This is a genomic window from Pseudomonas entomophila (assembly GCF_023277925.1).
Classification (GTDB): domain Bacteria; phylum Pseudomonadota; class Gammaproteobacteria; order Pseudomonadales; family Pseudomonadaceae; genus Aquipseudomonas; species Aquipseudomonas entomophila_D.
Genome location: NZ_CP063832.1, coordinates 5302013 through 5324907 on the forward strand (window position 1 = coordinate 5302013; position 22895 = coordinate 5324907).

General features: G+C 64.0%; 24 protein-coding genes, 1 pseudogene and 1 riboswitch. Of the genes and pseudogenes, 14 read left to right on the forward strand and 11 right to left on the reverse strand.

Going from position 1 to position 22895, the window contains the following annotated elements; all coding sequences use genetic code 11:
• Positions 1–88: 88 nt before the first annotated feature.
• Positions 89–994 carry a TIGR01777 family oxidoreductase gene (locus IM733_RS23520; protein ID WP_248918687.1) on the forward strand — a complete coding sequence of 302 codons (906 nt, stop codon included), beginning with the start codon at positions 89–91 and terminating at the stop codon, positions 992–994.
• A 13-nt stretch (positions 995–1007) separates the two neighbouring features.
• Positions 1008–2021, forward strand: coding sequence for a ferrochelatase (hemH, locus tag IM733_RS23525; RefSeq protein ID WP_248918688.1), 1014 nt, complete (start codon positions 1008–1010; stop codon positions 2019–2021).
• A gap of 73 nt (positions 2022–2094) precedes the next feature.
• Here the strand turns inward: hemH and IM733_RS23530 are convergent, their stop codons facing one another.
• The gene (locus IM733_RS23530; RefSeq protein ID WP_240066285.1) at positions 2095–3369 is read right to left on the reverse strand and encodes a uracil-xanthine permease family protein; all 1275 of its coding nucleotides are present in this window, start codon (positions 3367–3369) and stop codon (positions 2095–2097) included.
• A 2-nt stretch (positions 3370–3371) separates the two neighbouring features.
• A complete protein-coding gene (upp, locus tag IM733_RS23535; protein WP_011532223.1) occupies positions 3372–4010 on the reverse strand; it encodes a uracil phosphoribosyltransferase in 639 nt (212 codons plus the stop codon).
• Positions 4011–4174: 164 nt separating this feature from the next.
• On the opposite strand from upp, the gene IM733_RS23540 reads away from it, so the two are divergent.
• From IM733_RS23540 to IM733_RS23555, 4 genes are all read left to right on the forward strand, one after another.
• Positions 4175–4732: a hypoxanthine-guanine phosphoribosyltransferase gene (locus tag IM733_RS23540; protein WP_248918689.1), complete on the forward strand. Its 558-nt coding sequence runs from the start codon at positions 4175–4177 to the stop codon at positions 4730–4732.
• 2 nt (positions 4733–4734) lie between these two features.
• On the forward strand, positions 4735–5208 hold the full coding sequence (locus IM733_RS23545) for a WbuC family cupin fold metalloprotein (protein WP_248918690.1): 474 nt from the start codon (positions 4735–4737) through the stop codon (positions 5206–5208).
• Between the two features lie 105 nt (positions 5209–5313).
• Entirely contained in the window at positions 5314–5784 is a 471-nt protein-coding gene (locus IM733_RS23550; RefSeq protein WP_248918691.1) for a hypothetical protein, read from the forward strand.
• 68 nt (positions 5785–5852) lie between these two features.
• A complete protein-coding gene (locus tag IM733_RS23555; protein WP_248918692.1) occupies positions 5853–6143 on the forward strand; it encodes a PA4642 family protein in 291 nt (96 codons plus the stop codon).
• A 90-nt stretch (positions 6144–6233) separates the two neighbouring features.
• Here IM733_RS23555 and mqo read toward each other — a convergent pair whose 3' ends face one another.
• Complete coding sequence (gene mqo / locus IM733_RS23560) at positions 6234–7742, reverse strand: malate dehydrogenase (quinone) (RefSeq protein ID WP_248918693.1); 1509 nt, start codon at positions 7740–7742, stop codon at positions 6234–6236.
• Positions 7743–8347: 605 nt separating this feature from the next.
• A complete protein-coding gene (locus IM733_RS23565) occupies positions 8348–8581 on the reverse strand; it encodes a hypothetical protein (protein ID WP_248918694.1) in 234 nt (77 codons plus the stop codon).
• 144 nt (positions 8582–8725) lie between these two features.
• On the opposite strand from IM733_RS23565, the gene IM733_RS23570 reads away from it, so the two are divergent.
• Positions 8726–9310, forward strand: coding sequence for a YajG family lipoprotein (locus IM733_RS23570; protein WP_011532230.1), 585 nt, complete (start codon positions 8726–8728; stop codon positions 9308–9310).
• 94 nt (positions 9311–9404) lie between these two features.
• Here IM733_RS23570 and IM733_RS23575 read toward each other — a convergent pair whose 3' ends face one another.
• Complete coding sequence (locus tag IM733_RS23575; protein WP_248918695.1) at positions 9405–9611, reverse strand: hypothetical protein; 207 nt, start codon at positions 9609–9611, stop codon at positions 9405–9407.
• A gap of 157 nt (positions 9612–9768) precedes the next feature.
• On the opposite strand from IM733_RS23575, the gene IM733_RS23580 reads away from it, so the two are divergent.
• Positions 9769–10029, forward strand: coding sequence for a hypothetical protein (locus IM733_RS23580; RefSeq protein WP_011532232.1), 261 nt, complete (start codon positions 9769–9771; stop codon positions 10027–10029).
• A gap of 104 nt (positions 10030–10133) precedes the next feature.
• Here the strand turns inward: IM733_RS23580 and IM733_RS23585 are convergent, their stop codons facing one another.
• A complete protein-coding gene (locus IM733_RS23585; RefSeq protein WP_248918696.1) occupies positions 10134–11300 on the reverse strand; it encodes a 1-acyl-sn-glycerol-3-phosphate acyltransferase in 1167 nt (388 codons plus the stop codon).
• Positions 11301–11425: 125 nt separating this feature from the next.
• On the opposite strand from IM733_RS23585, the gene IM733_RS23590 reads away from it, so the two are divergent.
• Genes IM733_RS23590 through IM733_RS23600 form a run of 3 tightly spaced genes read left to right on the forward strand, consistent with a single transcriptional unit; the run spans position 11426 to position 12504 of the window.
• On the forward strand, positions 11426–11608 hold the full coding sequence (locus tag IM733_RS23590; protein ID WP_248918697.1) for a CPXCG motif-containing cysteine-rich protein: 183 nt from the start codon (positions 11426–11428) through the stop codon (positions 11606–11608).
• On the forward strand, positions 11608–11868 hold the full coding sequence (locus IM733_RS23595) for a putative signal transducing protein (protein ID WP_248918698.1): 261 nt from the start codon (positions 11608–11610) through the stop codon (positions 11866–11868). The genes IM733_RS23590 and IM733_RS23595 overlap by 1 nt, the downstream gene beginning before the upstream one ends.
• Before the next feature lie 15 nt (positions 11869–11883).
• Positions 11884–12504: an SOS response-associated peptidase gene (locus IM733_RS23600; protein WP_248918699.1), complete on the forward strand. Its 621-nt coding sequence runs from the start codon at positions 11884–11886 to the stop codon at positions 12502–12504.
• A 107-nt stretch (positions 12505–12611) separates the two neighbouring features.
• Here IM733_RS23600 and IM733_RS25855 read toward each other — a convergent pair whose 3' ends face one another.
• Positions 12612–13454 (reverse strand): methyl-accepting chemotaxis protein, encoded by an 843-nt coding sequence (locus IM733_RS25855; protein WP_432760441.1) that lies wholly within the window; start codon positions 13452–13454, stop codon positions 12612–12614.
• A 15-nt stretch (positions 13455–13469) separates the two neighbouring features.
• Positions 13470–14753, reverse strand: a pseudogene (locus tag IM733_RS25860) (HAMP domain-containing protein); the annotation flags it as partial.
• A 151-nt stretch (positions 14754–14904) separates the two neighbouring features.
• On the opposite strand from IM733_RS25860, the gene IM733_RS23610 reads away from it, so the two are divergent.
• Positions 14905–15720: a M48 family metallopeptidase gene (locus tag IM733_RS23610; protein WP_011532237.1), complete on the forward strand. Its 816-nt coding sequence runs from the start codon at positions 14905–14907 to the stop codon at positions 15718–15720.
• A 109-nt stretch (positions 15721–15829) separates the two neighbouring features.
• Here IM733_RS23610 and IM733_RS23615 read toward each other — a convergent pair whose 3' ends face one another.
• The 3 genes from IM733_RS23615 to IM733_RS23625 all read right to left on the reverse strand — a co-directional run bounded on the left by IM733_RS23615 (position 15830) and on the right by IM733_RS23625 (position 18681).
• Positions 15830–16417 carry a TMEM165/GDT1 family protein gene (locus IM733_RS23615; protein ID WP_248918701.1) on the reverse strand — a complete coding sequence of 196 codons (588 nt, stop codon included), beginning with the start codon at positions 16415–16417 and terminating at the stop codon, positions 15830–15832.
• 87 nt (positions 16418–16504) lie between these two features.
• Positions 16505–16626: riboswitch (yybP-ykoY riboswitch) on the reverse strand.
• Between the two features lie 38 nt (positions 16627–16664).
• Positions 16665–17663, reverse strand: a complete 999-nt coding sequence (locus tag IM733_RS23620) for a class I SAM-dependent methyltransferase (RefSeq protein ID WP_248918702.1) — start codon at positions 17661–17663, stop codon at positions 16665–16667.
• A 52-nt stretch (positions 17664–17715) separates the two neighbouring features.
• Positions 17716–18681 (reverse strand): 2-hydroxyacid dehydrogenase, encoded by a 966-nt coding sequence (locus IM733_RS23625; protein WP_248918703.1) that lies wholly within the window; start codon positions 18679–18681, stop codon positions 17716–17718.
• A 317-nt stretch (positions 18682–18998) separates the two neighbouring features.
• Between IM733_RS23625 and IM733_RS23630 the strand changes: the two genes are divergently transcribed.
• Both IM733_RS23630 and IM733_RS23635 read left to right on the forward strand, forming a co-directional pair.
• Positions 18999–20681: a fatty acid--CoA ligase gene (locus tag IM733_RS23630; protein WP_248918704.1), complete on the forward strand. Its 1683-nt coding sequence runs from the start codon at positions 18999–19001 to the stop codon at positions 20679–20681.
• 327 nt (positions 20682–21008) lie between these two features.
• The gene (locus IM733_RS23635) at positions 21009–22895 is read left to right on the forward strand and encodes a DUF1302 domain-containing protein (protein ID WP_248918705.1); all 1887 of its coding nucleotides are present in this window, start codon (positions 21009–21011) and stop codon (positions 22893–22895) included.

The window sequence follows — 22895 nt, forward strand, 5'->3', positions numbered from 1 at the left end:
TTCGCCTATGTTTATCCGAGAGCGTATGGTCAAAAAAGTGCCTTGATCTTAAAAATAGACCACGGCTGCCAACTGTGAGGACACAGCCATGCATATATTGCTGACCGGCGGTACTGGCCTTATCGGCCAGCACCTGTGCCAGCTCTGGCGCGGCCAGGGCCATCGCCTGACCGTGTGGAGCCGAACCCCCGAACAGGTGCCGAAACGTTGTGGCACGGGCGTGCGGGGCGTCGCTCGTCTGGACGATATCGCCCAGGACGATCCGGTGGATGCGGTGATCAACCTGGCGGGGGCGCCGATCGCCGATCGCCCCTGGACGGCCGCACGCCGGACCTTGCTGTGGGCCAGCCGCGTGACCCTCACCGAACAGTTGTTGGCTTGGCTGGAAAGCCGCGAGCAGCGCCCTGGCGTGTTGATCTCGGGCTCCGCCGTGGGCTGGTACGGTGATGGCGGCGAGCGTGAACTGACCGAGGCCTCGCCCCCTGTGAAGGAAGACTTCGCCAGCCAGCTGTGCATTGCCTGGGAAGAGACCGCTTCCCGCGCGCAGGCACTCGGGATTCGCGTGGTGCTGGTGCGCACGGGGCTGGTGCTGGCCAGTGACGGCGGCTTTTTGTCGCGCCTGCGCCTGCCGTTCAAGCTGGGGCTGGGCGGGCCGTTGGGCGATGGCCGGCAATGGATGCCCTGGGTCCATATAGAAGACCAGATCGCCCTGATTGATTTTCTCTTGCGGCACAACGAGGCGAGCGGTCCTTATAATGCCTGCGCGCCAGAGCCTGTGCGCAATCGCGAGTTCGCCAGGCGCCTGGGCCGAGCACTGCACCGCCCGGCATTCATGCCGATGCCGGCGTTGCTGCTCAAGGCCGGGCTCGGCGAGCTGTCGACGCTGCTGCTCGGTGGCCAGCGCGCGCGCCCCGTGCGCCTGCTGGCGGCAGGCTTCACGTTCCGCTTCAACGATCTGCAATCGGCCCTGGACGACCTGTCCAGGCGCCTCTGACATAGGAAGCTGCATGACCGATCACGCCCTGCTGCTGGTCAACCTGGGTTCGCCGGCCTCCACTTCGGTGGCTGATGTGCGCCGTTACCTCAACCAGTTCCTCATGGACCCGTACGTGATCGACCTGCCCTGGCCGGTGCGGCGGTTGCTGGTGTCGCTGATCCTGATCAAGCGCCCGGAACAGTCGGCCCACGCCTACGCCTCGATCTGGTGGGACGAAGGCTCGCCGCTGGTGGTGCTGACGCGCCGTCTGCAAGCGGCCATGGTCGAGCATTGGCCCCACGGGCCGGTGGAAATCGCCATGCGCTACGGTGAGCCAGCCCTACCGGACGTGCTGGAGCGCCTGGCGGCCCAGGGTGTACGCAACGTGACGCTGGCGCCGCTGTATCCACAGTTCGCCGACAGCACCGTGACCACGGTGGTGGAACTGGCGAAGCACACCATCGCCGAGCGCAAGCTGCCGCTGCAGACACGCATCCTGCAACCGTTCTACGACCATCCTGACTATATCGAGGCGCTGGCCGCCAGCGCCCGGCCGTACCTGGCGCAAGACTACGATCACTTGCTGCTGAGTTTCCACGGCTTGCCCGAGCGTCACCTGAAGAAGCTCGACCCTACCGGCAACCATGACTTCCAGGCCGCCGATTGCTGCAAGGACGCCAGTGCCGAGATGCGTGCGGTGTGCTACCGCGGCCAGTGCCTGGCCACGGCCAAGGCGTTCGCGCAGCAGATGGGCATTCCCGACGGCAAGTGGTCGGTGTCGTTCCAGTCGCGCCTGGGGCGCGCCAAATGGATCGAGCCCTACACCGAGACGCGCCTGGATGAGCTGGGCAAGGCAGGGGTGAAGAAGTTGCTGGTGATGTGCCCGGCGTTTGTCGCCGATTGCATCGAGACGCTGGAGGAGATCGGCGATCGGGGCAAGGAGCAGTTCATCGAGGCGGGCGGGAAAGAGCTGGTGCTGGTGCCGTGCCTGAATGATCACCCGGAGTGGGTGAAGGTATTGGCGGGGATGTGCGAGAAGGCTTGAGGCGCTTTCGCCGGCGAGCCGGCTCCTACAGGGCCTTGTAGGAGCCGGCTCGCCGGCGAACCAACGCAAAGGATCAGTGCAACTGATCGTCCAGCTTCTTGTTTTTCCAGCCGTCGTTGCCCGGCAGGATCAGGTTCAGGGCAATGGCCACGATGGCGCACAGGGCGATGCCCTTCAGGCCCCAGTCGTCCGGGCCGTCGCCACTGCCGATCAGTACGCCACCGATACCGAACACCAGGGTCACCGAGACGATCACCAGGTTGCGCGCTTCGGCCAGGTCGATCTTGTGGCGGATCATGGTGTTCATGCCCACCGCCGCAATGGAGCCGAACAGCAGGCAGAGAATGCCGCCCATCACTGGCACCGGAATGCTCTGCAGCAGCGCGCCGAACTTGCCGATGAAGGCCAGGGTGATGGCGAACACCGCCGCCCAGGTCATGATCTTCGGGTTGTAGTTCTTGGTCAGCATCACCGCGCCGGTGACCTCGGCGTAGGTGGTGTTGGGCGGGCCACCGAACAGGCCGGCTGCGGTGGTCGCCAGGCCATCACCCAGCAGGGTGCGGTGCAGGCCGGGCTTCTTCAGGTAGTCACGACCGGTCACGCTGCCCACCGCAATCACGCCGCCGATATGTTCGATCGCCGGGGCTAGGGCCACTGGAACGATGAACAGGATCGCCTGCCAGTTGAATTCCGGTGCAGTGAACTTGGGCAGCTCCAGCCAGGGCGCAGCGGCGATCTTGGCGGTGTCGACCACGCCAAAGGCGAACGACAGGGCAAAGCCCACCAGTACGCCCGAAATGATCGGCACCAGGCGGAAGATACCCTTGCCGAATACCGCCACGACCAGCGTGGTCAGCAGCGCCGGCATCGAGATCATCATCGCGGTCTGGTAGGGCATCAGCACGCTTCCGTCACCCGCCTTGCCCATGGCCATGTTGGCGGCGATCGGTGCCATGGCCAGGCCGATGGAGATGATCACCGGGCCAATCACTACCGGTGGCAGCATGCGGTCGATGAAACCAGTGCCCTTGATCTTCACCATCAGGCCCATGAAGGTGTAGACGAAGCCTGCGGCCATCACGCCACCCATGGTCGCGGCCAGGCCGAACTGGCCCTTGGCGAGGATGATCGGGGTGATGAAGGCGAAGCTCGAAGCGAGGAACACCGGGACCTGGCGGCCGGTCACCAGCTGGAACAGCAAGGTACCGAGGCCGGCGGTGAACAACGCCACGTTGGGGTCGAGGCCGGTGATCAGTGGCATCAATACCAGCGCGCCGAATGCCACGAAGAGCATCTGCGCGCCCGAGACGACCTGGCGCCAGAGCGGGTCGTTGAAGCCGTCCTGCATGATCAGGCGTCCTTCTGCTTGGTGCCGAAGATCTTGTCGCCGGCATCGCCCAGGCCGGGGACGATGTAGCCGTGCTCATTCAGGCGCTGGTCGATCGATGCCGTGTAGATCTGCACGTCCGGGTGGGCTTTTTCCACCACTTCGATGCCTTCGGGGGCTGCTACCAGCACCATGGCACGGATTTCCTTGCAGCCGGCCTTTTTCAGCAGGTCGATGGTGGCGACCATCGAGCCGCCGGTGGCCAGCATCGGGTCGATGATCAGGGCCAGGCGCTGGTTGATGTCTGGCGCGAGTTTTTCCAGGTAGGTGTGGGCTTCCAGGGTTTCTTCGTTGCGGGCAACGCCCACGGCGCTGACCTTGGCGCCCGGGATCAGGCTGAGCACGCCGTCGAGCATGCCGATGCCGGCACGCAGGATCGGTACCACGGTGATCTTCTTGCCGGCGATTTTCTCGACCTGTACCTTGCCGCACCAGCCGTCGATCTCGTAGGTCTCGAGTGGCAGGTCCTGGGTGGCTTCGTAGGTTAGGAGGGCGCCGACTTCCTGGGCGAGTTCGCGAAAATTCTTGGTGCTGATATCGGCACGACGCATCAGGCCGAGCTTATGGCGGATCAGCGGATGGCGGATCTCACGAGTAGGCATGGGGGAGGGCTCCGGGAGGCGGGCAAAAAAACCGCGATAGGTTAATCTATTCAGTCCCTGATGTCGTGCAGTCATTGTGCACGTTAGTCCATAAAGGCTTGATCTGGGACGAGCGGATGCGTACCTTTGCCCGCTTTTCCAAAACGCACCCCCTGGAGAGCGCCATGTCCGCCGATCTCGAGCATATCCGTCAAGTGATGCGCGAGGCTGATTGCCTGTACAACGAAGCCGAGGTCGAGGCCGCCATCGCCGAGGTCGGCAAACAGATCTGCAAGGACCTGCACGACAAGAACCCGGTGGTCTTCTGCGTGATGAACGGCGGCCTGATCTTCTCCGGCAAGCTGCTCACTCACCTGCAGTTCCCGCTGGAAGCCTCCTACCTGCACGCCACCCGCTACCGCAACACCACCAGTGGTGGCGAGCTGTTCTGGAAGGCCAAGCCGGAAGTGTCGTTCATCGACCGTGACGTGCTGATCGTCGATGACATCCTCGACGAAGGGCACACCCTGAGCGCCATCATCGAGTTCTGCAAGCATGCCGGCGCCCGCGCGGTGCACACTGCCGTGCTGATCGACAAGGATCATGACCGCAAGGCCAGCCCGGACCTGAAGGCCACCTACACCGGCTTGCCGTGCGTGGACCGCTACATCTTCGGCTATGGCATGGACTACAAGGGCTACTGGCGCAACGCCAACGGTATCTTCGCCGTCAAGGGGTTGTGATCATGCGCCAGCCTGGGTTCCTCGATCAGTCGTTGTTCACTGCGCTGGCCCTCAAGGCCGCCAACAGCCCGCGTGGTCGCCAGCACCACAATTTCCATGAGATGGAAGAGCCCTGCCACCGCATGGCTGTTGGTCTCCAGCCCAACACCTATATTCCGCCGCACCGTCACTTGGGTGATGACAAGGCCGAGGCACTGATCGTGCTTAAAGGGCGGTTAGGGCTGCTGATCTTCGACGAGCAAGGGGCGGTGACCGACAAGCGCGTCCTGCAGGCTGGTGGAGACTGCCTGGGTGTCGACCTGGCGCCAGGCACCTATCATGGCCTGGTGGTAATGGAAGCGGACAGCGTCATGTTCGAATGCAAGGCCGGCCCTTATCGACCGGTGGGTGAGGGCGAGCATGCCCACTGGGCGCCACGTGAAGGCGATGCGGGCGTTGCCGAATACCACGCCTGGATGCGCGCGCAGTTCGATTGAGCTTTCGACCCATTGCAGGGCAGGCTTGCCTCCTCATCGTTGGAGCGGGCTTGCCCCGCGACCGGGCCAGTGCGTAGAGTGCCTGCTCATGCCAAGGAGCCTCACATGCGTGCGATCGTCCCTCTCCTGCTGGCGGTGAGCCTTCCGCTTTCCGCCGCGCCGCTGCACAGCCAGTTCCTCCCCCCCGACGACCTTTCCCTGCGCCAGGAAGCGCCGACCAGCCAGCAATTGTTGCAGGTCACCGACTACACCGTGGTGGTGGGTACCCAGCGTCAGTCCGACCAGCAACCCATCCCCATTACCTCTTCCTTGCAGATGCGCCTGAAGGGCAAGCCATTGAGCAAGGGCTCGACCATTGGCCAGGTGCTGATCAATTTCGATGGAGAAGGTGGCAAGAGCCTGAAAAAACCGCTCTATGACGACAACAGCCGCACGCTGACGCTCAATTACCCGATGGCCGACTACCGGGTGATCATGGACCTGCTGCGCAACGAAACCCTGTACGTGCAGTTCCTCACCTACGCCAACGGCCACGTCTGGGCCGACTTGCACACCGGTACCGTACGTACGCGTTGAGGCTCGCAGGTTTCGAGGGGTACACTGCCGGCCTTCGAATTACCGTGATGGTCCAGTTGGAGTCGGCGATGCGCAAAGACAAGAAACAAGTGATTGGTGACGAGATCAGCGATGAGTACATCAAGTCGTTCCTGCAGTTCGAGCCGGCCGATGGCCTGACCTCGCCATCGCATCACAAGCTGATCAAGGGCTATCGCGGCCTGCGTGTCGATGACTTCGAACGCTATGTGGGGTTCTTCGTCGCGGCCGGCTACGACCTGGATGGCAAGGACGAGCATGGCAAGACCTTTGTCGAGGTGATCGCCGACCAGCGCAATGCGCCGGAGTACATCGAGATCATCGACAACGCTCGCGGTTGACTCCGCCCGTTCGGCCCCTCCTGTCGGTGCAGGGTGGGTGGCACAGGCACAAAAAAACGCCCCGAGGGGCGTTTTTTCGTTTCAGCCGGTTCAGGCGTAATGCTGTTTGGCCGGGCTGCTGTCCACCAGCTCCAGCGCCACGTCGTTGTCGGCGCTGATCTTGTGGTACAGGGCGGCATCGGTGGCCAGGACCTTCTCGCGAGCCGGGAAGATCTCCTTGAGCTTGGCGGCCCAGGCACCCTTGGCTTGCTCGGGGAAGCAGCGCTCGATCAGCTCGAGCATGATCGACACGGTCACCGAGGCGCCTGGCGAAGCCCCAAGCAGGGCGGCCAGGCTGCCGTCCTCGGCCGCCACCAGTTCGGTGCCGAACTGCAGGATGCCGCCTTTCTTCGGGTCTTTCTTGATGATCTGTACGCGCTGGCCGGCCACTTCCAGGCGCCAGTCCTCGGCTTTGGCTTGCGGGTAGAAGCGGCGCAGCGATTCCAGGCGTTGCTCCATCGATTGCATCACTTCGCTGACCAGGTACTTGGTCAGGTCCATGTTGTCGCGGGCCACGGCCAGCATCGGGCCGATGTTGCCCATGCGCACCGACAGCGGCAGGTCCATGAGCGAGCCGTGCTTGAGGAACTTGGTGGTGAAGCCGGCATACGGGCCGAACAGCAGCGACGTGTTGCCATCGACCACGCGGGTGTCCAGGTGCGGTACTGACATGGGCGGCGCGCCGACCGCGGCCTGGCTGTAGACCTTGGCCTGGTGCTGCTTGACGATCTCCGGGTTGTCGCAACGCAGCCATTGGCCGCTGACCGGGAAGCCACCGAAGCCCTTGCTCTCCGGGATGCCGGACAGTTGCAGCAGGGGCAGGGCCGCGCCGCCGGCACCGAGGAAGACGAAGCGGGCATCGACTTCACGGCTTGCGCCGCTGTTGACGTCCTTGATGCTCACGGTCCAGCCGCTGCCGTTGCGGCGCAGGCCGACGACTTTCTTGCTGTACTTGACTTGGGTATCCGGGCTGTTGCCCAGTTGCTTGAGCAGCTTGTTGGTCAGGGCGCCGAAGTTGACGTCGGTACCCTTCATCACGCGGGTGGCGGCGATGCGCTGGTCGGCCGGGCGGCCCGGCATCATCAGCGGCATCCACTCGTTCATCACGGCCTTGTCTTCGGTGTATTCCATGTCCGCGAAGGCGTGGTGCTGCTTGAGCAGCTCGAAGCGCTTCTTGAGGAAGGAAATACCCTTGTCACCCTCGACATAGCTCAGGTGCGGCACCGGGTTGATGAACGCGCGCGGCGAGCCGAAGCTGCCCTTTTTGCTGAGATACGCCCAGAACTGGCGCGATACCTCGAACTGGGTGTTGATGTGCACGGCCTTCTTGATGTCGATGCTGCCATCGGCGGCCTGCGGGGTATAGTTCAGCTCGCACAGGCCGGCATGGCCGGTACCGGCATTGTTCCAGGGGTTGGAACTCTCCGCGGCCCCGGAGTCCATCGCCTCGACGACCTCCAGCTTGATCGACGGGTCGAGCTCCTTGAGCAGTACGGCCAGGGTGGCACTCATGATGCCCGCGCCTACCAGTACCACATCAACCGATTCGTTCTGCGCCATTTAACGCGTCTCCACAATCTACAGCACCTAATTGACAGCACAGGGACCTGGGGTTGCCAGGATCGCCATGTCCGACTCTTCGCAGTTCTTGCAACTCCAGCGGACACCGCCAATCAGTCTTGGGTGTTCAGGTATTGAACGCCGTTTGCCACGGGTGCGGCAATTCGACTTATGGTCAAGGGGCCCGTCGTGCGTTATGGATCGGCCTCAGGCTCCTATCCTGCAGGAGCACTTGCGCCGTCTGCTCAGGGCTGTTTGTGAATCATCTGCCGCTTTTACACATGCCAGACTGTTCATTTGCTCGCCACACTCTCGTGAAGTTGTGAAAAACCGTTTTTTCACGCTCTTTTGGAGTCGTGAACCTCAAAAGTGGACTGCGCGATGGCAACCCGCAGGTTCATGCGAAGCAGAAGGCCGGAAACAGCAGGCACGACAGCCAATGCAAGACCTGAGTGGAAGGCTCTCTGTGGGCGAAGCGTCGAGGGTGCCGGGGTCAATCGGCGAATGCGGGGCCCGATCAGGAGACGTCCTTATAATCGGGGGGAGATTATAACGAGGTCGCGGGCAGAAAGGTCATGCTTCTTGGGTTTTTATTGCAGCGTTTGTCAGGCAGACAGGGTGCGTTGCTGCCAACGGCGCCTTGCAGGGGTGCAAAGGCGGGCGCTGGCCGGCAGCGGTTGACCCAGCCAGCCCAGGTGCGCCTCGCTGACCTGGACCCAGCCGCTGCCCGTGGGTGGCAGGCGGCACTGCTTGAAACCCAGGCAGATACCGTCGCTGTCGAGACGGGCATAGGTGGCGTGGCGCGGGCGTTGCAGGAGCAGGTTCCAGAACGCGGTCATGGCGGATGGTCCTGTGTGTTCGGGCTGGCGCCAGAATAGCGCGCCGGCCATGAAACCATTGTGACAGGCGGGAAAGGCCGATGGCTGGGCTGTGGCGCGCTGGGTATACTGTGGGCCTTTGCCGCTTTTTCTGGAGAAACGCGCATGTTGCAACGTCTGTTGGTCGGTTTGTTCGCGGTAGCCAGCCTGAGCCTGGCCGGTTGTGCCCACAGCCCGCAACAACTCAGCCCGCAACCCAAGCTAACGCAACAGTTGGCCCCGGTCGGCCACGGCCAGCCGGTGGTGGTCAAGGTGGTCGACGGGCGTGCCTCGCAATCGCTGGGCACCCGTGGTGGCATGTACCCCGAGACCAGCACCATCACCGTCAATGGCAACGACGTCGTGCCCAAGTTGCAGGCCCAGGCCGAGGCGGCGGTGCGCTTGCTCGGCTTCACCCCGACGCCCAACGCCTACAACGCGCCGCAGCTGACCGTGACGCTGGCTGAACTGAAATACCAGTCGCCCAAGGACAAGATGTACGTGACCGAGGCAACCATTGGCGCCACCTTCCGTGCTGATGTGTCGAACGCCAACCGTCGCTACAGCGGCCGTTACGGTGCCTCGCTGGACCAGCGTTTCGGCATGGCACCCAACCAGGAAACCAACACCAAGCTGGTCAGCGACGTGCTCAGCGATGCCCTGACTCGCCTGTTCAAGGACCCGACCGTCGGTCAGGTACTGGGCGAATAAGGCTTTCGCAATGAAGAAAACCCGCAGCTTGTGACCAGGCTGCGGGTTTTTTGTTGTCTGTGCCGACGCGAGCCCGCTAAGTGGTCAGTGCAAATCAGGCAGCCAGCACGTTGAAGTCCAGCAGGCTGATGCCCGTCAGCGCATCGACCTCCGGCAGGTCATGGTGGGCATGCCCGCCCAGCGCGCAATAGACCAGCCACTGGTGGTCCTGGACATTGATGGCGAAGCCGTCGATCAGCGCCTGCTGTTCGTCGCTCTGGGCCACGAGGTAGAGGCGGTCCTGGTTTTCGGCGTGCAGCATGACAAGCTCCGGTTCGGTTGAAGGCCGACAGGGTGGCCTGTCTTGATGACGAGCGTGTGACAGATGAAATTTACCGCAGCTGGTCGCAAAGTCAGGGCGGTACTCGTGGGCTTGGGTAGAATGCCGGGCTTTGCCGTCGTGATACCGAGGTCGCGCAATGTCGTTGCAAGTGCTGTGGGGCTTCCTGGCCGCCCATCCCGCCAAGCTGATCAACCTGTTGGCCCTGCTGATCACCTGCCCAGGTGGCCTGCTGCTGCATAGCGCCCGGCGTCGGGCGAGCATGACCCGCGAAAGCCTGGCGGTGGATGAGGGGCTGGTGGATGCCTTCGACCTGCGCGTGCCGCGCTACTACTACATCCTCGGGTTCTCGTGCCTGGCGATGGCGTTGTTGCTGTCCTGGTTCAGCACCTGGATCTGACCGTGACACTACCTGTAGGAGCCAGCCTTGCTGGCGAATCGCCCATTCACCACCGATGATGAGTGGGGTTCGCCAGCAAGGCTGGCTCCTACAGGTGTTTGCAGTCAGGCCACGGTGGCCTGCTGCCTGACCTGGTACTGATTGCGCACCGGCGTTGCGTACTGCTGCACCAGGTAGGGCTGGTGCTCCACCGGGCAAGCGTCCAACCGGCGCTGCCACTCTTCCTTCGCCTTGGCCAGCTCATCGGCCGGGAACAGCGTCTCGGCGCCCGGCACTTCCAGCGCCGCGTCCTTCTGCGCCCACATCGCATAGGCCAGGTAGTGCACCGGGAACAACCGGTAGCCACCGAGAATCTGCCGGTCGATAGCCTGTGCCAGCTGCTTGGTGTCCTCGTGGTACTCGGTCACCGGAGGCGCGAAGTTGATGTGCACCCGGCCTTTGTAGCCGGTGATGCCCTGGGCGATGCTGTTGTCATCCTCGCCTGGCACCTTTTTGTAGCTGCCGGTGGTGGCGCGGATGTACAGCTCACGGGCCTTGGCCTGGTCGCAGGGGTCGTATTCGTAGCTGATCGACACCGGAATCAGGTTCAAGCTCTGGATCACCGCGCCGAACGGCTCGTCCTTGCGGCTCATGTGGAACATTTTGAGAATGGCCGAGTCGGTGCGATCGTCACCGTCCTTGGCGCGGCCCTCGGCCTGGGCGATCCAGATCGACACGCAGTCGTTGCGGATCGAGTGGTTGATGTAGGCCGACAGCAGCTGGTAGGCCGCCAGCTTCTCGCGGCGGCCGCTGATCGAGCGGTGCACGATGAAGCTCTTGTTCAGGCGCATCATGTCGCTGACGAACGGCTTCTGCAGCAGGTTGTCGCCGATGGCGATGCGCGGTGTCGGCAGGCCGGCGTGGTACACCGCGTAGTTGACGAAGGCCGGGTCCATGACGATATCGCGGTGGTTGGCCAGGAACAGATAGGCGGTACCGGACTTGAGCTGTTCGACACCGGTGTAGGTGACGCCGTCGGTGGCGCGGTCGATGGTCCGGTCGACGTAGTACTCGACTTTGTCCTGCAGCGTGGCGACACACTGCACCCCTGCGAATTCCTTGCGCAGGCGCCGGGCGATCAGCGGTTTGAGCAGCCAACCGAAGGCGCCCGCCGCGCGCGGGAAGCGGAAGTGGGTGAGGATATCGAGGAATGCCGGGTCGCTGAGCAGGCGTGCCAGAACGGCAGGCACTTCAGCGTCGTCGTACGGTCGGATGGCATCGAATTCGCCCATCATGCTCTCTTGTTGGAAACGGCTAGGGTAATAAGGTAGGGGTGGGGCCCGAAAAACGGCTCGGACACACGCAGGCCCTGTAAACAGACCGGCAATTATACGCACAAGTCACTCGGGAGGCCGCGATGCTGGAAAGTGCGATCTACGATTGTCCCTATTGCGGTGAAGAAGTCGAGACGACCGTGGACTTGTCCGGCGGCGACCATGAGTACATCGAGGACTGCCAGGTCTGCTGCAAGCCCATCCGTTTCGTGCTGCAGGTGCATGGCGAGGAGTGGATGCTGGATGTCTATGGCGAGAACGACTGATGCAGCGAATCTATGACCCGGAAAACCTGCTGGAGGCGCAGATGCTGGTGGGCATGCTGGCCAGCGAGGGTGTCGAGGTGCATCTGGTCGGGCGCGACCTGATGGGCGCTGTGGGCGAGCTGCCGATGCAGGGGCTGCTGGGCCTGGCGGTGCCCGATGAGCAAGCCGGTTACGCGCGACAGTTGATCGACGCGTACAATGCTGCCCAGCCGCTTGTCGGCGAAGCGCCGGAGAGTTATCCCGGTACCCTGATCTGCTAGGTTCTGAAATCGCCCATGTGTGGACGCTACGCCCTGTTTCGCTGGACCCAGGCCTTCGCCGGCCTGCCCGGTTTCCCTTCGAGCCAGCAGGCCCAATGGAACATCTCGCCCGGCGCCACGGTGCTGATCCAGCGCCAGCTCGATGGCCAGATGCAACTGGCCAGCGCCCGCTGGGGGCTCACCCCGGCCTGGCTGACCGACTTGTCGCGCACGCCGGCCCAGGCCCGTGCCGAAACCCTGGCCGAGCAACCCATGTTTCGCGAGGCGCTGCGCCAGCGACGCTGCTTGATGCCGGCCAACGGTTTCTACGAATGGCGCGGCACGGCGCGTAAACGCCCGTACTGGGTGACACCGGGGGAGGGGGCTTCACTGTTCTTCGCGGCGGTGTGGGAAGTCTATCCGGTGCAGGAGCAGCAATGGCTGAGCTGTGCCGTGGTGACGCAAGCGGCAATGAACCAGCGTCGGCCATTGATCCTGGATGAAGCCGAGCAGGCGATCTGGCTGGACCCGGATACGCCGCTGGCGCGCCTGCATGAGTTGCTGGCCAAGCCGCCGACCGCCTTGCGCGAGCGAGCGCTGGCGTACTTCGTCAACGATCCGAAGCTGGATGGGCCGGAGTGCCTGACGCCGGCTTGAGCTGTGCACTGTAGGAGCGGCTTCAGCCGCGATGCGAACGACGCGGTGCTTGGCACCGGCATTGCCGGTGTTCGCGGCTAAAGCCGCCCCTACAGGTTTGCTGCATTTCAGACCCTGAACTGATTGATCAGGCGCCGTTGCTGCTCTGCCAGCTTGGTCAGCTCGGCGCTCGCCTGGCTCGACTCGTCGGCGCCACCAGCCACCTCGCCGGCCACCTGGCCGATGTTGATCACATTGCGGTTGATGTCCTCGGCCACCGCGCTCTGCTCCTCGGCGGCGCTGGCGATCTGGGTGTTCATGTCGTTGATCACCGACACTGCCTGGGTGATGCTCTCCAGCGATTCGGCGGCGCGGCTGGCCTGCTGCACACTGATGTCGGTCTTGCCCTGGCTCTGCTCCATCACCCTGACCACTTCCTGCGTGCCCTGCTGCAACTGCTGGATCATCTGCTGGATTTCTTCGGTGGCCTGCTGGGTTTTCTGCGCCAGGTTGCGCACCTCGTCGGCGACCACGGCGAAACCACGCCCTTGCTCGCCGGCCCGGGCGGCTTCGATGGCCGCGTTCAACGCCAGCAGGTTGGTCTGCTCGGCGATGGCGCGGATGGCGACCAGGATGGCGTTGATGTTCTCGCTGTCGCGGGCGAGGTCCTGGACCACGGTGACCGCGCGGCCGATCTCGGTGGCCAGGGCGCTGATCGAGTGCGAAGTGCCACGCACGATATCCAGGCCTTCGTTGGCGGCGCGGTCGGCGTCGCTGGCGGCCTGGGCCGCCTGGGTGGCGTTGCGTGCCACATCCTGGGCCGTGGCGGTCATTTCGTGCACGGCGGTGGCCACCTGGTCGATCTCGGCCATCTGTTTGTGCACGCCCTGGTTGGTGCGGATGGCGATGTCGGCGGTGTGTTCCGACGAGTCGCTGACCTTCTGCACCGAGCTGACTACCTGGCTGATCATCGTCTGCAGCTTGGCCAGGAAGGTGTTGAAGCCCTTGGCGATCGCGCCCAGTTCGTCGGCGCGGTCGCTTTGCAGGCGGCGGGTCAGGTCACCCTCACCCTGGGCGATGTCGTCGAGCATGGCGACCATCTGTTTCAGCGGCCGGGCGATGCCCTGGGCCAGCAGCCAGATCACCAGCAGGCCCAGGGCAGCGATGCCCAGGCCGACCACGGTCATGCCGGTGATATCGGTGCGGCGCTGCTCGGCCAGGTCCTTCTGCAACTGGGCGACGTCGGCCATGACGGTACTGAGCGGCAGCTCCAGCAGCAGGGTCCAGCGGGCGTCGGTGCTGGCCACCTTGAACGGCAGGTACAGCTCGATGCGGTCCTTGGCGGTCTCCACCTTGTAGTGCAGGTCTTCGCCCACGAGGTTCTTGAGGGTGCTCGCTTCATCGGCGTCCAGTACGTCGCTGGCCTTTTCGCCGAACTTGGCCGGGTCGCGGGTGTAGGCCACCAGGCGGCCGTTACCCGATACCAGGGCCAGTTCGCCAGCGCCGTTGTAGAGCTGACGGTCGGCGGCGTTGAGCAGGTCCTGGATGAAATTCACCGACAGGTCGGCACCGGCCATGCCCTTGAACTGGCCGTCGACCATGATGGGTTCGACGAAGGACGCGAGCATGACCATCTTGTCGCCTACCTTGTAGGGGGCCGGGTCGATCACGCAGGCCTTCTTCGACTCTTTCGGGCACAGGTAGTACTCGCTGGCGCGCACGCCGGTGGCCAGCACGGTGCGGTCATCGACGTCGGCCAGCTTGTCCTGGCCGAGGCTGCCATCACTGTTGCGGAACCACCACGGCAGGAAGCGGCCGCTGGCGCTGTCGATACCGACCATGCTGCTGCCGACATAGCGGGCGTCGTCGTGGTCGAGGGCGTTCGGCTCCCAGCCCAGGTAGGCGCCGAGCACGCTCGGGTTGGCCTCTACGGTGCGCTTGAGCTGGTTGATCAAGTGTTCGCGTTCGACCCGCATCAGTGGGCGGCCATCGGCGCCTTGCATGCCGATCATCGCGTTGCCGGTGGCCAGGCCGCGGGCGATCGACAGGGGCGCTTCCAGGCCGCGCTGGATCTCGCTGACCTGGGTGCGGGCCAGCGCCGACAGGCGCTGTTCGATCACGCTTTCGAACTGTTGCTGGGTGCGCTGCTGTACCAGCGCCTGGGTGCGTTCCCCGGAATACACGGCATAGAGCACCAGGGCGGCGACAATGCTCAGTACGATGGCACCGGCCAGGGCGGCCACGGAAAACTGGATCGACTTGAACTTCATGGAAGGCTCCGCGCGCAAGGAGGTCGTGTCCCTGTGTTATCGGCGGGCTAATACGAAAGCATGAGGGGCGTGCAGAAATCTTCCCTGTGGCTCTGGCGGGGCCAGGCGACTGGGCCTAGGATACGCGGCACGTAAAAAGGGAGTGTTTCAAATGCGTAAGTCATTCGTTGTCAGCATGTTGAGCGCCAGCGTCCTGCTGGGCGGCTGCCAGGCGGTCAATACCACCAGTGGCGGTGCCGTGGGCGTCGAGCGCAAGCAGTACATGTTCAGCATGCTCTCGACCGATGAGGTCAACCAGATGTACGCCCAGTCCTACCAGCAGACCCTCGGTGAGGCGTCGAGCAAGGGCGTCCTGGATAAAAGCAGCGCCGACGCCAAGCGCGTGCAGGCCATCGCCGACCGCCTGATCGCCCAGGCGCCACAGTTCCGGCCGGATGCCGCGCAGTGGAAATGGGAAGTCAACGTCATCAAGAGCGATGAACTGAACGCCAACTGCGGCCCGGGCGGCAAGATCATCGTCTATACCGGCCTGATCGATCAGCTCAAGCTTACCGACGCCGAGATCGCCGCGGTCATGGGCCACGAGATCGCTCATGCCCTGCGCGAACATGGCCGTGAAGCGATGTCCAAGGCCTATGGCGTGGAAATGGCCCGCCAGGGCGCGGGCGCGATCTTCGGCCTGGGCCAGGACAGCATGGCGCTGGCCGACACCGTGGTGAACTACGCCATGACCCTGCCCAACAGCCGCGCCAACGAGAACGAGGCCGACTTGATCGGCCTGGAACTGTCGGCCCGCGCCGGCTACGACCCGAACGCCGCGATCACCTTGTGGAACAAGATGAGCAAGGCGTCCGAAGGCGCGCCGCCTGAGTTCATGAGCACTCACCCGGCTTCGAGCAGCCGTATCGCTTCGCTGCAGGCAGCCATTCCGAAGGTGATGCCCCTGTATCAGGCCGCCAAGAAGTAAATTTCCGGGGCCCTCTGCAGGAGCCGGCTTTGCCAGCGAACACCGGCAAAGCCGGTGCCAGGCGCCTGGTTCGCCAGCAAGGCTGGCTCCTACCTTGCGACGTTTACCCTCAGCCAATCCAGCCGCTGGTCTTCATCGCCGAATACACCGCGACGACGGCCAGCACGAAGAACGCCGCCGCCGCCAGGCGGCGGATCAGCGTAAGCGGCAGTTTCTCCGCGGCGAAGTTGCCCGCCAGCACCACCGGTACGTTGGCAATCAGCATGCCTAGGGTGGTGCCGATGATCACCATGATCAGGTGCGGGTACTGGGCGGCCAGCATCACCGTGGCGACCTGGGTCTTGTCGCCGATTTCAGCCAGGAAGAAGGCGATAAGCGTGGTCAGGAACGGCCCGAAGCGGCGTGCGTTGCTGGTTTCGTCATCGTCCATCTTGTCTGGCACCAGGGTCCACAGCGCGGTGGCGGTGAAGCTCGCGGCGAGGATCCAGTGCAGCACGGCTTCGCTGAAGAAGCTGCTGACCCAGGCACCCACGGCGCCCGCGGCGGCGTGGTTGGCGAGGGTGGCGGCGATGATGCCGGCGATGATCGGCCAGGGTTTGCGAAAGCGCGCCGCGAGGATGAGCGCGAGCAGTTGCGTCTTATCGCCGATTTCGGCGAGGGCAACGATGGCGGTGGGGACGAGCAGTGATTCCAGCATCAGGATTCCTACGGGGGCGGGTCGACACGGCTATGACACGTACGACCTCCCCGCCCCGGGTAAGGTGTGCGTGTCATAGGTCTTGTCAAACCCTGGACCTGTCTGCGCAGATCGTGGGTCGCACGCGCCATGGCCTGTGGGCCAAGTGTGTTGACGCGTACCGGGCGAGCGGAGGGCTCGCGGGAGACTACTCCCCTAGGACGGAGCGGATTCTGCCTACGCAGGGCGGTTTCGGCAAGCCCTGTTTTTATCCACGTGTCGCTCGGTAGATACGAAAACCCTGTGCCTCGGCGCGAATCTCGCAGTTGCCCAGAGCGCCCTCGATGAGCGGTTGGTAACGCAGGAAGCTGTTGGCTACAAGGCGCATTTCGCCACCTTTTCGCAGATGTTCGCCGGATTTTTTCAGCAGGTTTTCCGAGGCTTGGTAATCGGTATGCACCCCGGTGTGGAACGGCGGATTGCTCAGGATCAGGTCCAGTTCGCCCGGAGCGGCATCGATACCATCACCACTGATCACTTCCCCTTCCAGGCCATTGGCAGCCAACGTCAGGCGACTGGCGGCAACGGCGAACGCATCGACATCCAGCAGGGTGACCCGGCTCTGTGGGTAGCGGCGCTTGATGGTCGCGCCCAGCACGCCGGCACCACAACCGAAGTCGAGGACATGCCCGCCGGGCAACCCGTCAAGGTGCTCCAGCAGCAGGGCGGTGCCCTTGTCCAGGCGACCGTGGCTGAACACGCCCGGCAGGCTGACCACCTGCAACGGACCGTCCTCGAGCGGCAGCTCGAAGCGCTCGGCCAGGCTCTCGAGCGGCGTGGCCTCGGGGGCATGGTCGACGGTCACCTGCCACAGCTGGCAGTGGCGCGCGCTGTCGAGCTTGCGGGGCTTGCCGAACGCTTGCAGCTGTTTCGCCGCGCCCTCGATGCCGCCGCGTTTCTCGCCGACCAGGTACAACTCGCGCCCGGCCAGGCGCGCGGCCAGGGCGTTGAGCAGGTAGGCGGCCAGCTCGCGGGACTTGGGCAGGAACAGGATGGCGGCGTCGAAGGCCACTTCGGGCACGCTCACGCCATGGTGGCAGCGGCCGCCGAAGCGGCTTTCGAGCAGGGCCTGGTCGCCTGCGTGCCAGGTCCAGCCATGTGCCTCGGGCAGTTGCCCGAGCAGGCCGTCGGCTGGCGCGCCGGCGATCAGCAATGGGCCCTGGAACAGCTCCGCCTGGCGGAGCACTACTTCACTGCGCGGGTCCATAAACGGAGCCTCCTGAAAAAAAGTGGCGCAGTGTACCAGAGCCGTCGCCGGCTCAGCCGACCACTCGCCGCGGCTGCCCGGCAAAGAACGCCTGGGCGTTTTCGGCGAGCTGGCCGACGATGCGCTGGCGCGACTCCACCGCGCCCCAGGCGCTGTGCGGGGTTACGATCAGGCGGGGAACGTCCGCCGCCAGCAACGGATTGCCATTGACTGGAGGCTCGACACTGAGCACATCGGTTGCCGCGCCGCCCAGGTGACCGCTGCGCAGGGCTTCGGCCAGGGCTTGCTCGTCGATCAGCCCGCCACGGGCGGTGTTGACCACCAGTGCGCCGGGCTTGAGCAGGGCCAGCTCACGGGCGCCGAGCATGTGCCGGGTGCGGTCGTTGAGCGGGCAGTGCAGGGTCAGGGCATCGACCTGGGGCAGCAGCTCATCGAGTGGCAGGCGATCGTCACGCGCCGGGCGCCCGGGCACCTGCCCGCTGAGCACGCGCATGCCGAACGCCTCGGCCAGCCGCGCCACCGCGCCCCCCAGCTCGCCGTGGCCGAGCAGGCCGAGGGTCTTGCCCTCGAGTTCGACGATGGGGAAGTCCAGCAGGCAGAACTGGCTGGCCTTGGCCCATTCGCCCCTGGCCACGGCCTGCTGGTAGTCGCACAGACGCGTGGCCAGGGCCAGCAGCAGGGCCAGGGTGTGCTGGGCCACCGATGGCGTGCCGTAGCCCTGGCAGTTGCACACCGTGATGCCTTGGGCGTGGGCGGCGGCCAGGTCGACGTTGTTGGTGCCGGTGGCGGCGACCAGGATCAGCTTGAGCTGCGGATTGGCGGCCAGGCTGGCGGCGTCGAGCATCACCTTGTTGCTGATCACCGCCACGACGCCTCGCAGGCGTTCGGTTACCTGGTCGGGGCGGGTGGTGGCGAACAGTTGCAGATCATCGAACTGATCCCGCAGGGGGGAAAGGTCGAGGTCACCGAGGTCCAGGGACGGATGGTCGAGAAACACGGCGCGACGTGGGCTGGGCATGGGGGCTCCGATGTGGGAGTGGTTCGGTCGCCGCGGTGGGTTTGGTCGGCGGGACTCTGTAGGGGCGGGTTTACCCGCGAACACGGGCGAAGCCCGTGCCATGCACCGCGTTGCCTGATTCGCGGGTAAACCCGCTCCTACAGGGGGCGCGATCCAATCTGGGCAGTGTCTGGCCCGTCGGTGCCGTTCGTCAACGCCGGCATTGCCGCTCATACCTTTGCGCGGCAAATCATTCCTTCGGCTGATTTGACCGGCGCGTCACCGATCTAGAGTTGATCCCAGAGCTGTCCGGCCCGCATCACAGAAAAGGGATACCCATGTTGCAGACGCGCATCATCAAGCCCGCCGAGGGCGCCTACGAATTTCCGCTGCTGATCAAGCGCCTGCTGATGTCCGGCAGCCGCTATGAAAAGACCCGCGAGATCGTCTACCGCGACCAGATCCGCCTCACCTACCCGCAACTGGGCGAGCGCATCGCGCGGCTGGCCAACGTGCTGACCGCAGCCGGCGTCAAGGCGGGTGACACGGTGGCGGTGATGGACTGGGACAGCCACCGTTATCTGGAGTGCATGTTCGCCATCCCGATGATCGGCGCGGTGGTGCACACCATCAACGTGCGACTGTCACCGGAACAGATCCTCTACACCATGAACCACGCCGAAGACCGCTTCGTGCTGGTCAACAGTGATTTCATCGGCCTCTACCAGGCCATTGCCGGGCAACTGACCACAGTGCAGGGGACCGTGCTGTTGACTGACGGCCCGGACAAGAGCGCCGACCTGCCAGGCCTGCGCGGTGAATACGAGCAACTGCTGGCAGCGGCCAGCCCGCACTACGACTTCCCCGACTTTGACGAGAACTCGGTGGCCACCACGTTCTACACCACCGGCACCACCGGCAACCCCAAGGGGGTGTATTTCACCCACCGCCAACTGGTGCTGCACACCCTTGCCGAAACCTCCGTGCTCGGCAGCCTGGACAGCGTGCGGTTGCTGAGCAGCAACGATGTTTACATGCCGATCACGCCCATGTTCCATGTACACGCCTGGGGCATCCCCTACGCGGCGACCATGATGGGTATCAAGCAGGTCTACCCGGGGCGCTACGAGCCGGACATGCTGATCAAGCTGTGGCGTGAAGAGAAGGTGACGTTCTCCCACTGCGTACCCACCATCCTGCAGATGCTGCTCAATTGCCCGTCCGCCGCCGGCCAGGACTTCGGCGGCTGGAAGATCATCATTGGCGGTAGCGCGCTCAACCGTGCGCTTTATGAAGCTGCACTGGCCCGGGGCATCCAGCTCACAGCCGCCTACGGCATGTCCGAGACCTGCCCGCTGATCAGCGCCGCGCACCTGAACGACGAGCTGCAGGCCGGCAGCGAGGATGAGCGCACCAGCTACCGGATCAAGGCCGGAGTGCCGGTGCCGCTGGTCGAAGCTGCCATCGTCGATGGCAATGGCAACTTCCTGCCCGCCGATGGTGAAACCCAAGGCGAGCTGGTGCTGCGTGCACCCTGGCTGACCATGGGGTATTTCCGCGAGCCGGAGAAGAGCGAAGAGCTCTGGCAGGGCGGCTGGCTGCACACAGGCGATGTCGCCACCCTCGACGGCATGGGGTTCATCGATATCCGCGACCGCATCAAGGATGTGATCAAGACCGGTGGCGAATGGATCTCGTCACTCGACCTCGAGGACCTGGTCAGCCGCCATCCGGCCGTGCGCGAGGTTGCCGTGGTCGGCGTGCCTGACCCGCAGTGGGGCGAGCGCCCGTTCGCACTGCTGGTGGTGCGTGAGGGGCTGAACATCGACGCACGCAGCCTGAAGGAACACCTCAAGCCGTTTGTCGAACAGGGGCATATCAACAAGTGGGCAATTCCCAGCCAGATCGCCATTGTTACTGAAATTCCCAAGACCAGCGTCGGCAAGCTCGACAAGAAGCGCATCCGTGTGGATATCAGTCAATGGCAGGCCAGTAACAGCGCCTTCCTCTCCACGCTGTAACCACTCCCCGGGTTGCGGTCGCCAGATCGTGACCCGCACGCTAGAGAGGGTGGTGTCTTGTCAAACGGCGAAATTGAGCCATGCTTCACCACTGCCAGCGCACAGGCCGGTCTTTTGGGGCAGGCCAGCAGCAGGGAGCGCAAATCACACTTTAGAGGGATCTAGCACCTGTGACCGCTGGCTATAGTCGGGCCAGGGGATTTTCAGGAATGGGGGAGGGCGCCGCGCATTGTCGTGGCGCCTCGGGCAGGAGCCGGTTTCACCAGGCGCTCGGCCGTTTCTGAAAGGACTCACTGCCATAACAAAAAAGTACATGGAGTAGCGTCGATGACATCTGCAAACCCGTTCTGGCGCCGGGCACGTCTGCCCTTGGCCGTCAGCCTCGCTTCTACGCTCGCAAGTCCTGCTTTCGCGGTCAGCTTCAACATCGGTGAAATCGAAGGCCAGTTCGACTCGTCGCTCTCCATCGGCGCCAGCTGGTCGACAGCCAACCCGAACAAGAACCTCATCGGGGTCAACAACGGCGGCAAGGGGTTGTCGCAAACCTCCGACGATGGCCACCTCAACTTCAAGAAGGGCGAGACCTTCTCGAAGATCTTCAAGGGCATCCACGACCTCGAGCTCAAGTACGGTGACACCGGCGTGTTCGTCCGTGGCAAGTACTGGTACGACTTCGAGCTCAAGGATGAACACCGCGAGTTCAAGGACATCAGCGACTCCAACCGCAAGGAGGGCGCCAAGTCTTCTGGTGCGGAGCTGCTCGACGCCTTCGTCTACCACAACTACTCCATCGCCGACCTGCCAGGCTCGGTGCGCCTGGGCAAGCAGGTGGTCAGCTGGGGTGAGAGCACCTTCATCGGTGGCGGCATCAACTCGATCAACCCGATCGACGTGTCTGCCTTCCGCCGCCCAGGTGCCGAGGTCAAGGAAGGCCTGATCCCGGTCAACATGTTCTACATCTCCCAGAGCCTCACCGACAACCTGTCGGCCGAAGCCTTCTACCAGATCGAATGGGACCAGACCGTCGTCGATAACTGCGGCACCTTCTTCTCGCAGCCGGACATCATCGCCGACGGTTGCAACAACAACCTGCGCGTGCTCAACAGCAGCCGCACGGTGCCTGGGGCTGCCCAGCAGTTCCTCGCCACCCGTGGCGTGAACATCAACGAGGAAGGCGTGATGGTCGGCCGCGGCCCGGACCGTGACGCCCGCGACAGCGGCCAGTTCGGCGTCGCCATGCGCTACATGTTCGAACCGCTGGACACCGAGTTCGGTGCCTACTTCATGAACTACCACAGCCGCGCGCCGATCTTCAGCGCCACCGGTGCCCCGCAGTCGGTGTACGCCGGCTTGGCCGGCTTGCCGGCTCAGCTGAGGTCGCTGGCGCCGATTATTGTCGCGGGCAACTCGAAGTACTTCGTCGAGTATCCGGAAGACATCCGTCTCTACGGCCTGAGCTTCTCCACCACGCTACCCACCGGCACGGCCTGGAGCGGTGAGCTGAGCTACCGCCCCAACGCCCCGGTGCAGTTGAACACCACCGACATCCTGTTCGCCGGCGTGCGTCCGATCGGTGGCGCGCTGGCCAACGCTTCGCTGCTCAACGGTGTTCCCGGCCAGGACCTGCATGGTTATCGCCGCAAGGAGATCACCCAGTTCCAGACCACCCTGACGCACTTCTTCGACCAGGTGATGGGCGCCAGCCGCATGACCGTCGTCGGTGAGGTAGGCGTCACCCACGTCGGTGGCCTGGAAAACGCTCACGAAGTTCGCTACGGCCGCGACCCGGTCTATGGCCCTGGCCCGCTGCCCGCCACCGGCGGTGCCAACACCTGCCAGGCACTCAATGCCAGCACCATCGCCGGTGCCGGTGCTGGCGCTTCCACCGCCAACCTCAACCGCAAGTGCGAGAACGACGGCTACACCACCAGCACCTCCTGGGGCTACCGCGCCCGGGTGATCTGGGACTACAACGACGTCTTCGCCGGGGTCAACCTCAAGCCCAACGTGGCCTGGTCCCACGACGTCTCCGGCTACTCGCCGGGCCCTGGCGGCAACTTCGAGGAAGGCCGCAAGGCAATCAGCCTTGGCCTGGACGCCGAGTACCAGAACACCTACACGGCCAGCCTGTCGTACACCAACTTCTTCGATGGCAAGTACACCACCGTGGATGATCGCGACTTCGTCGCCCTCAGCTTCGGCGTGAACTTCTAA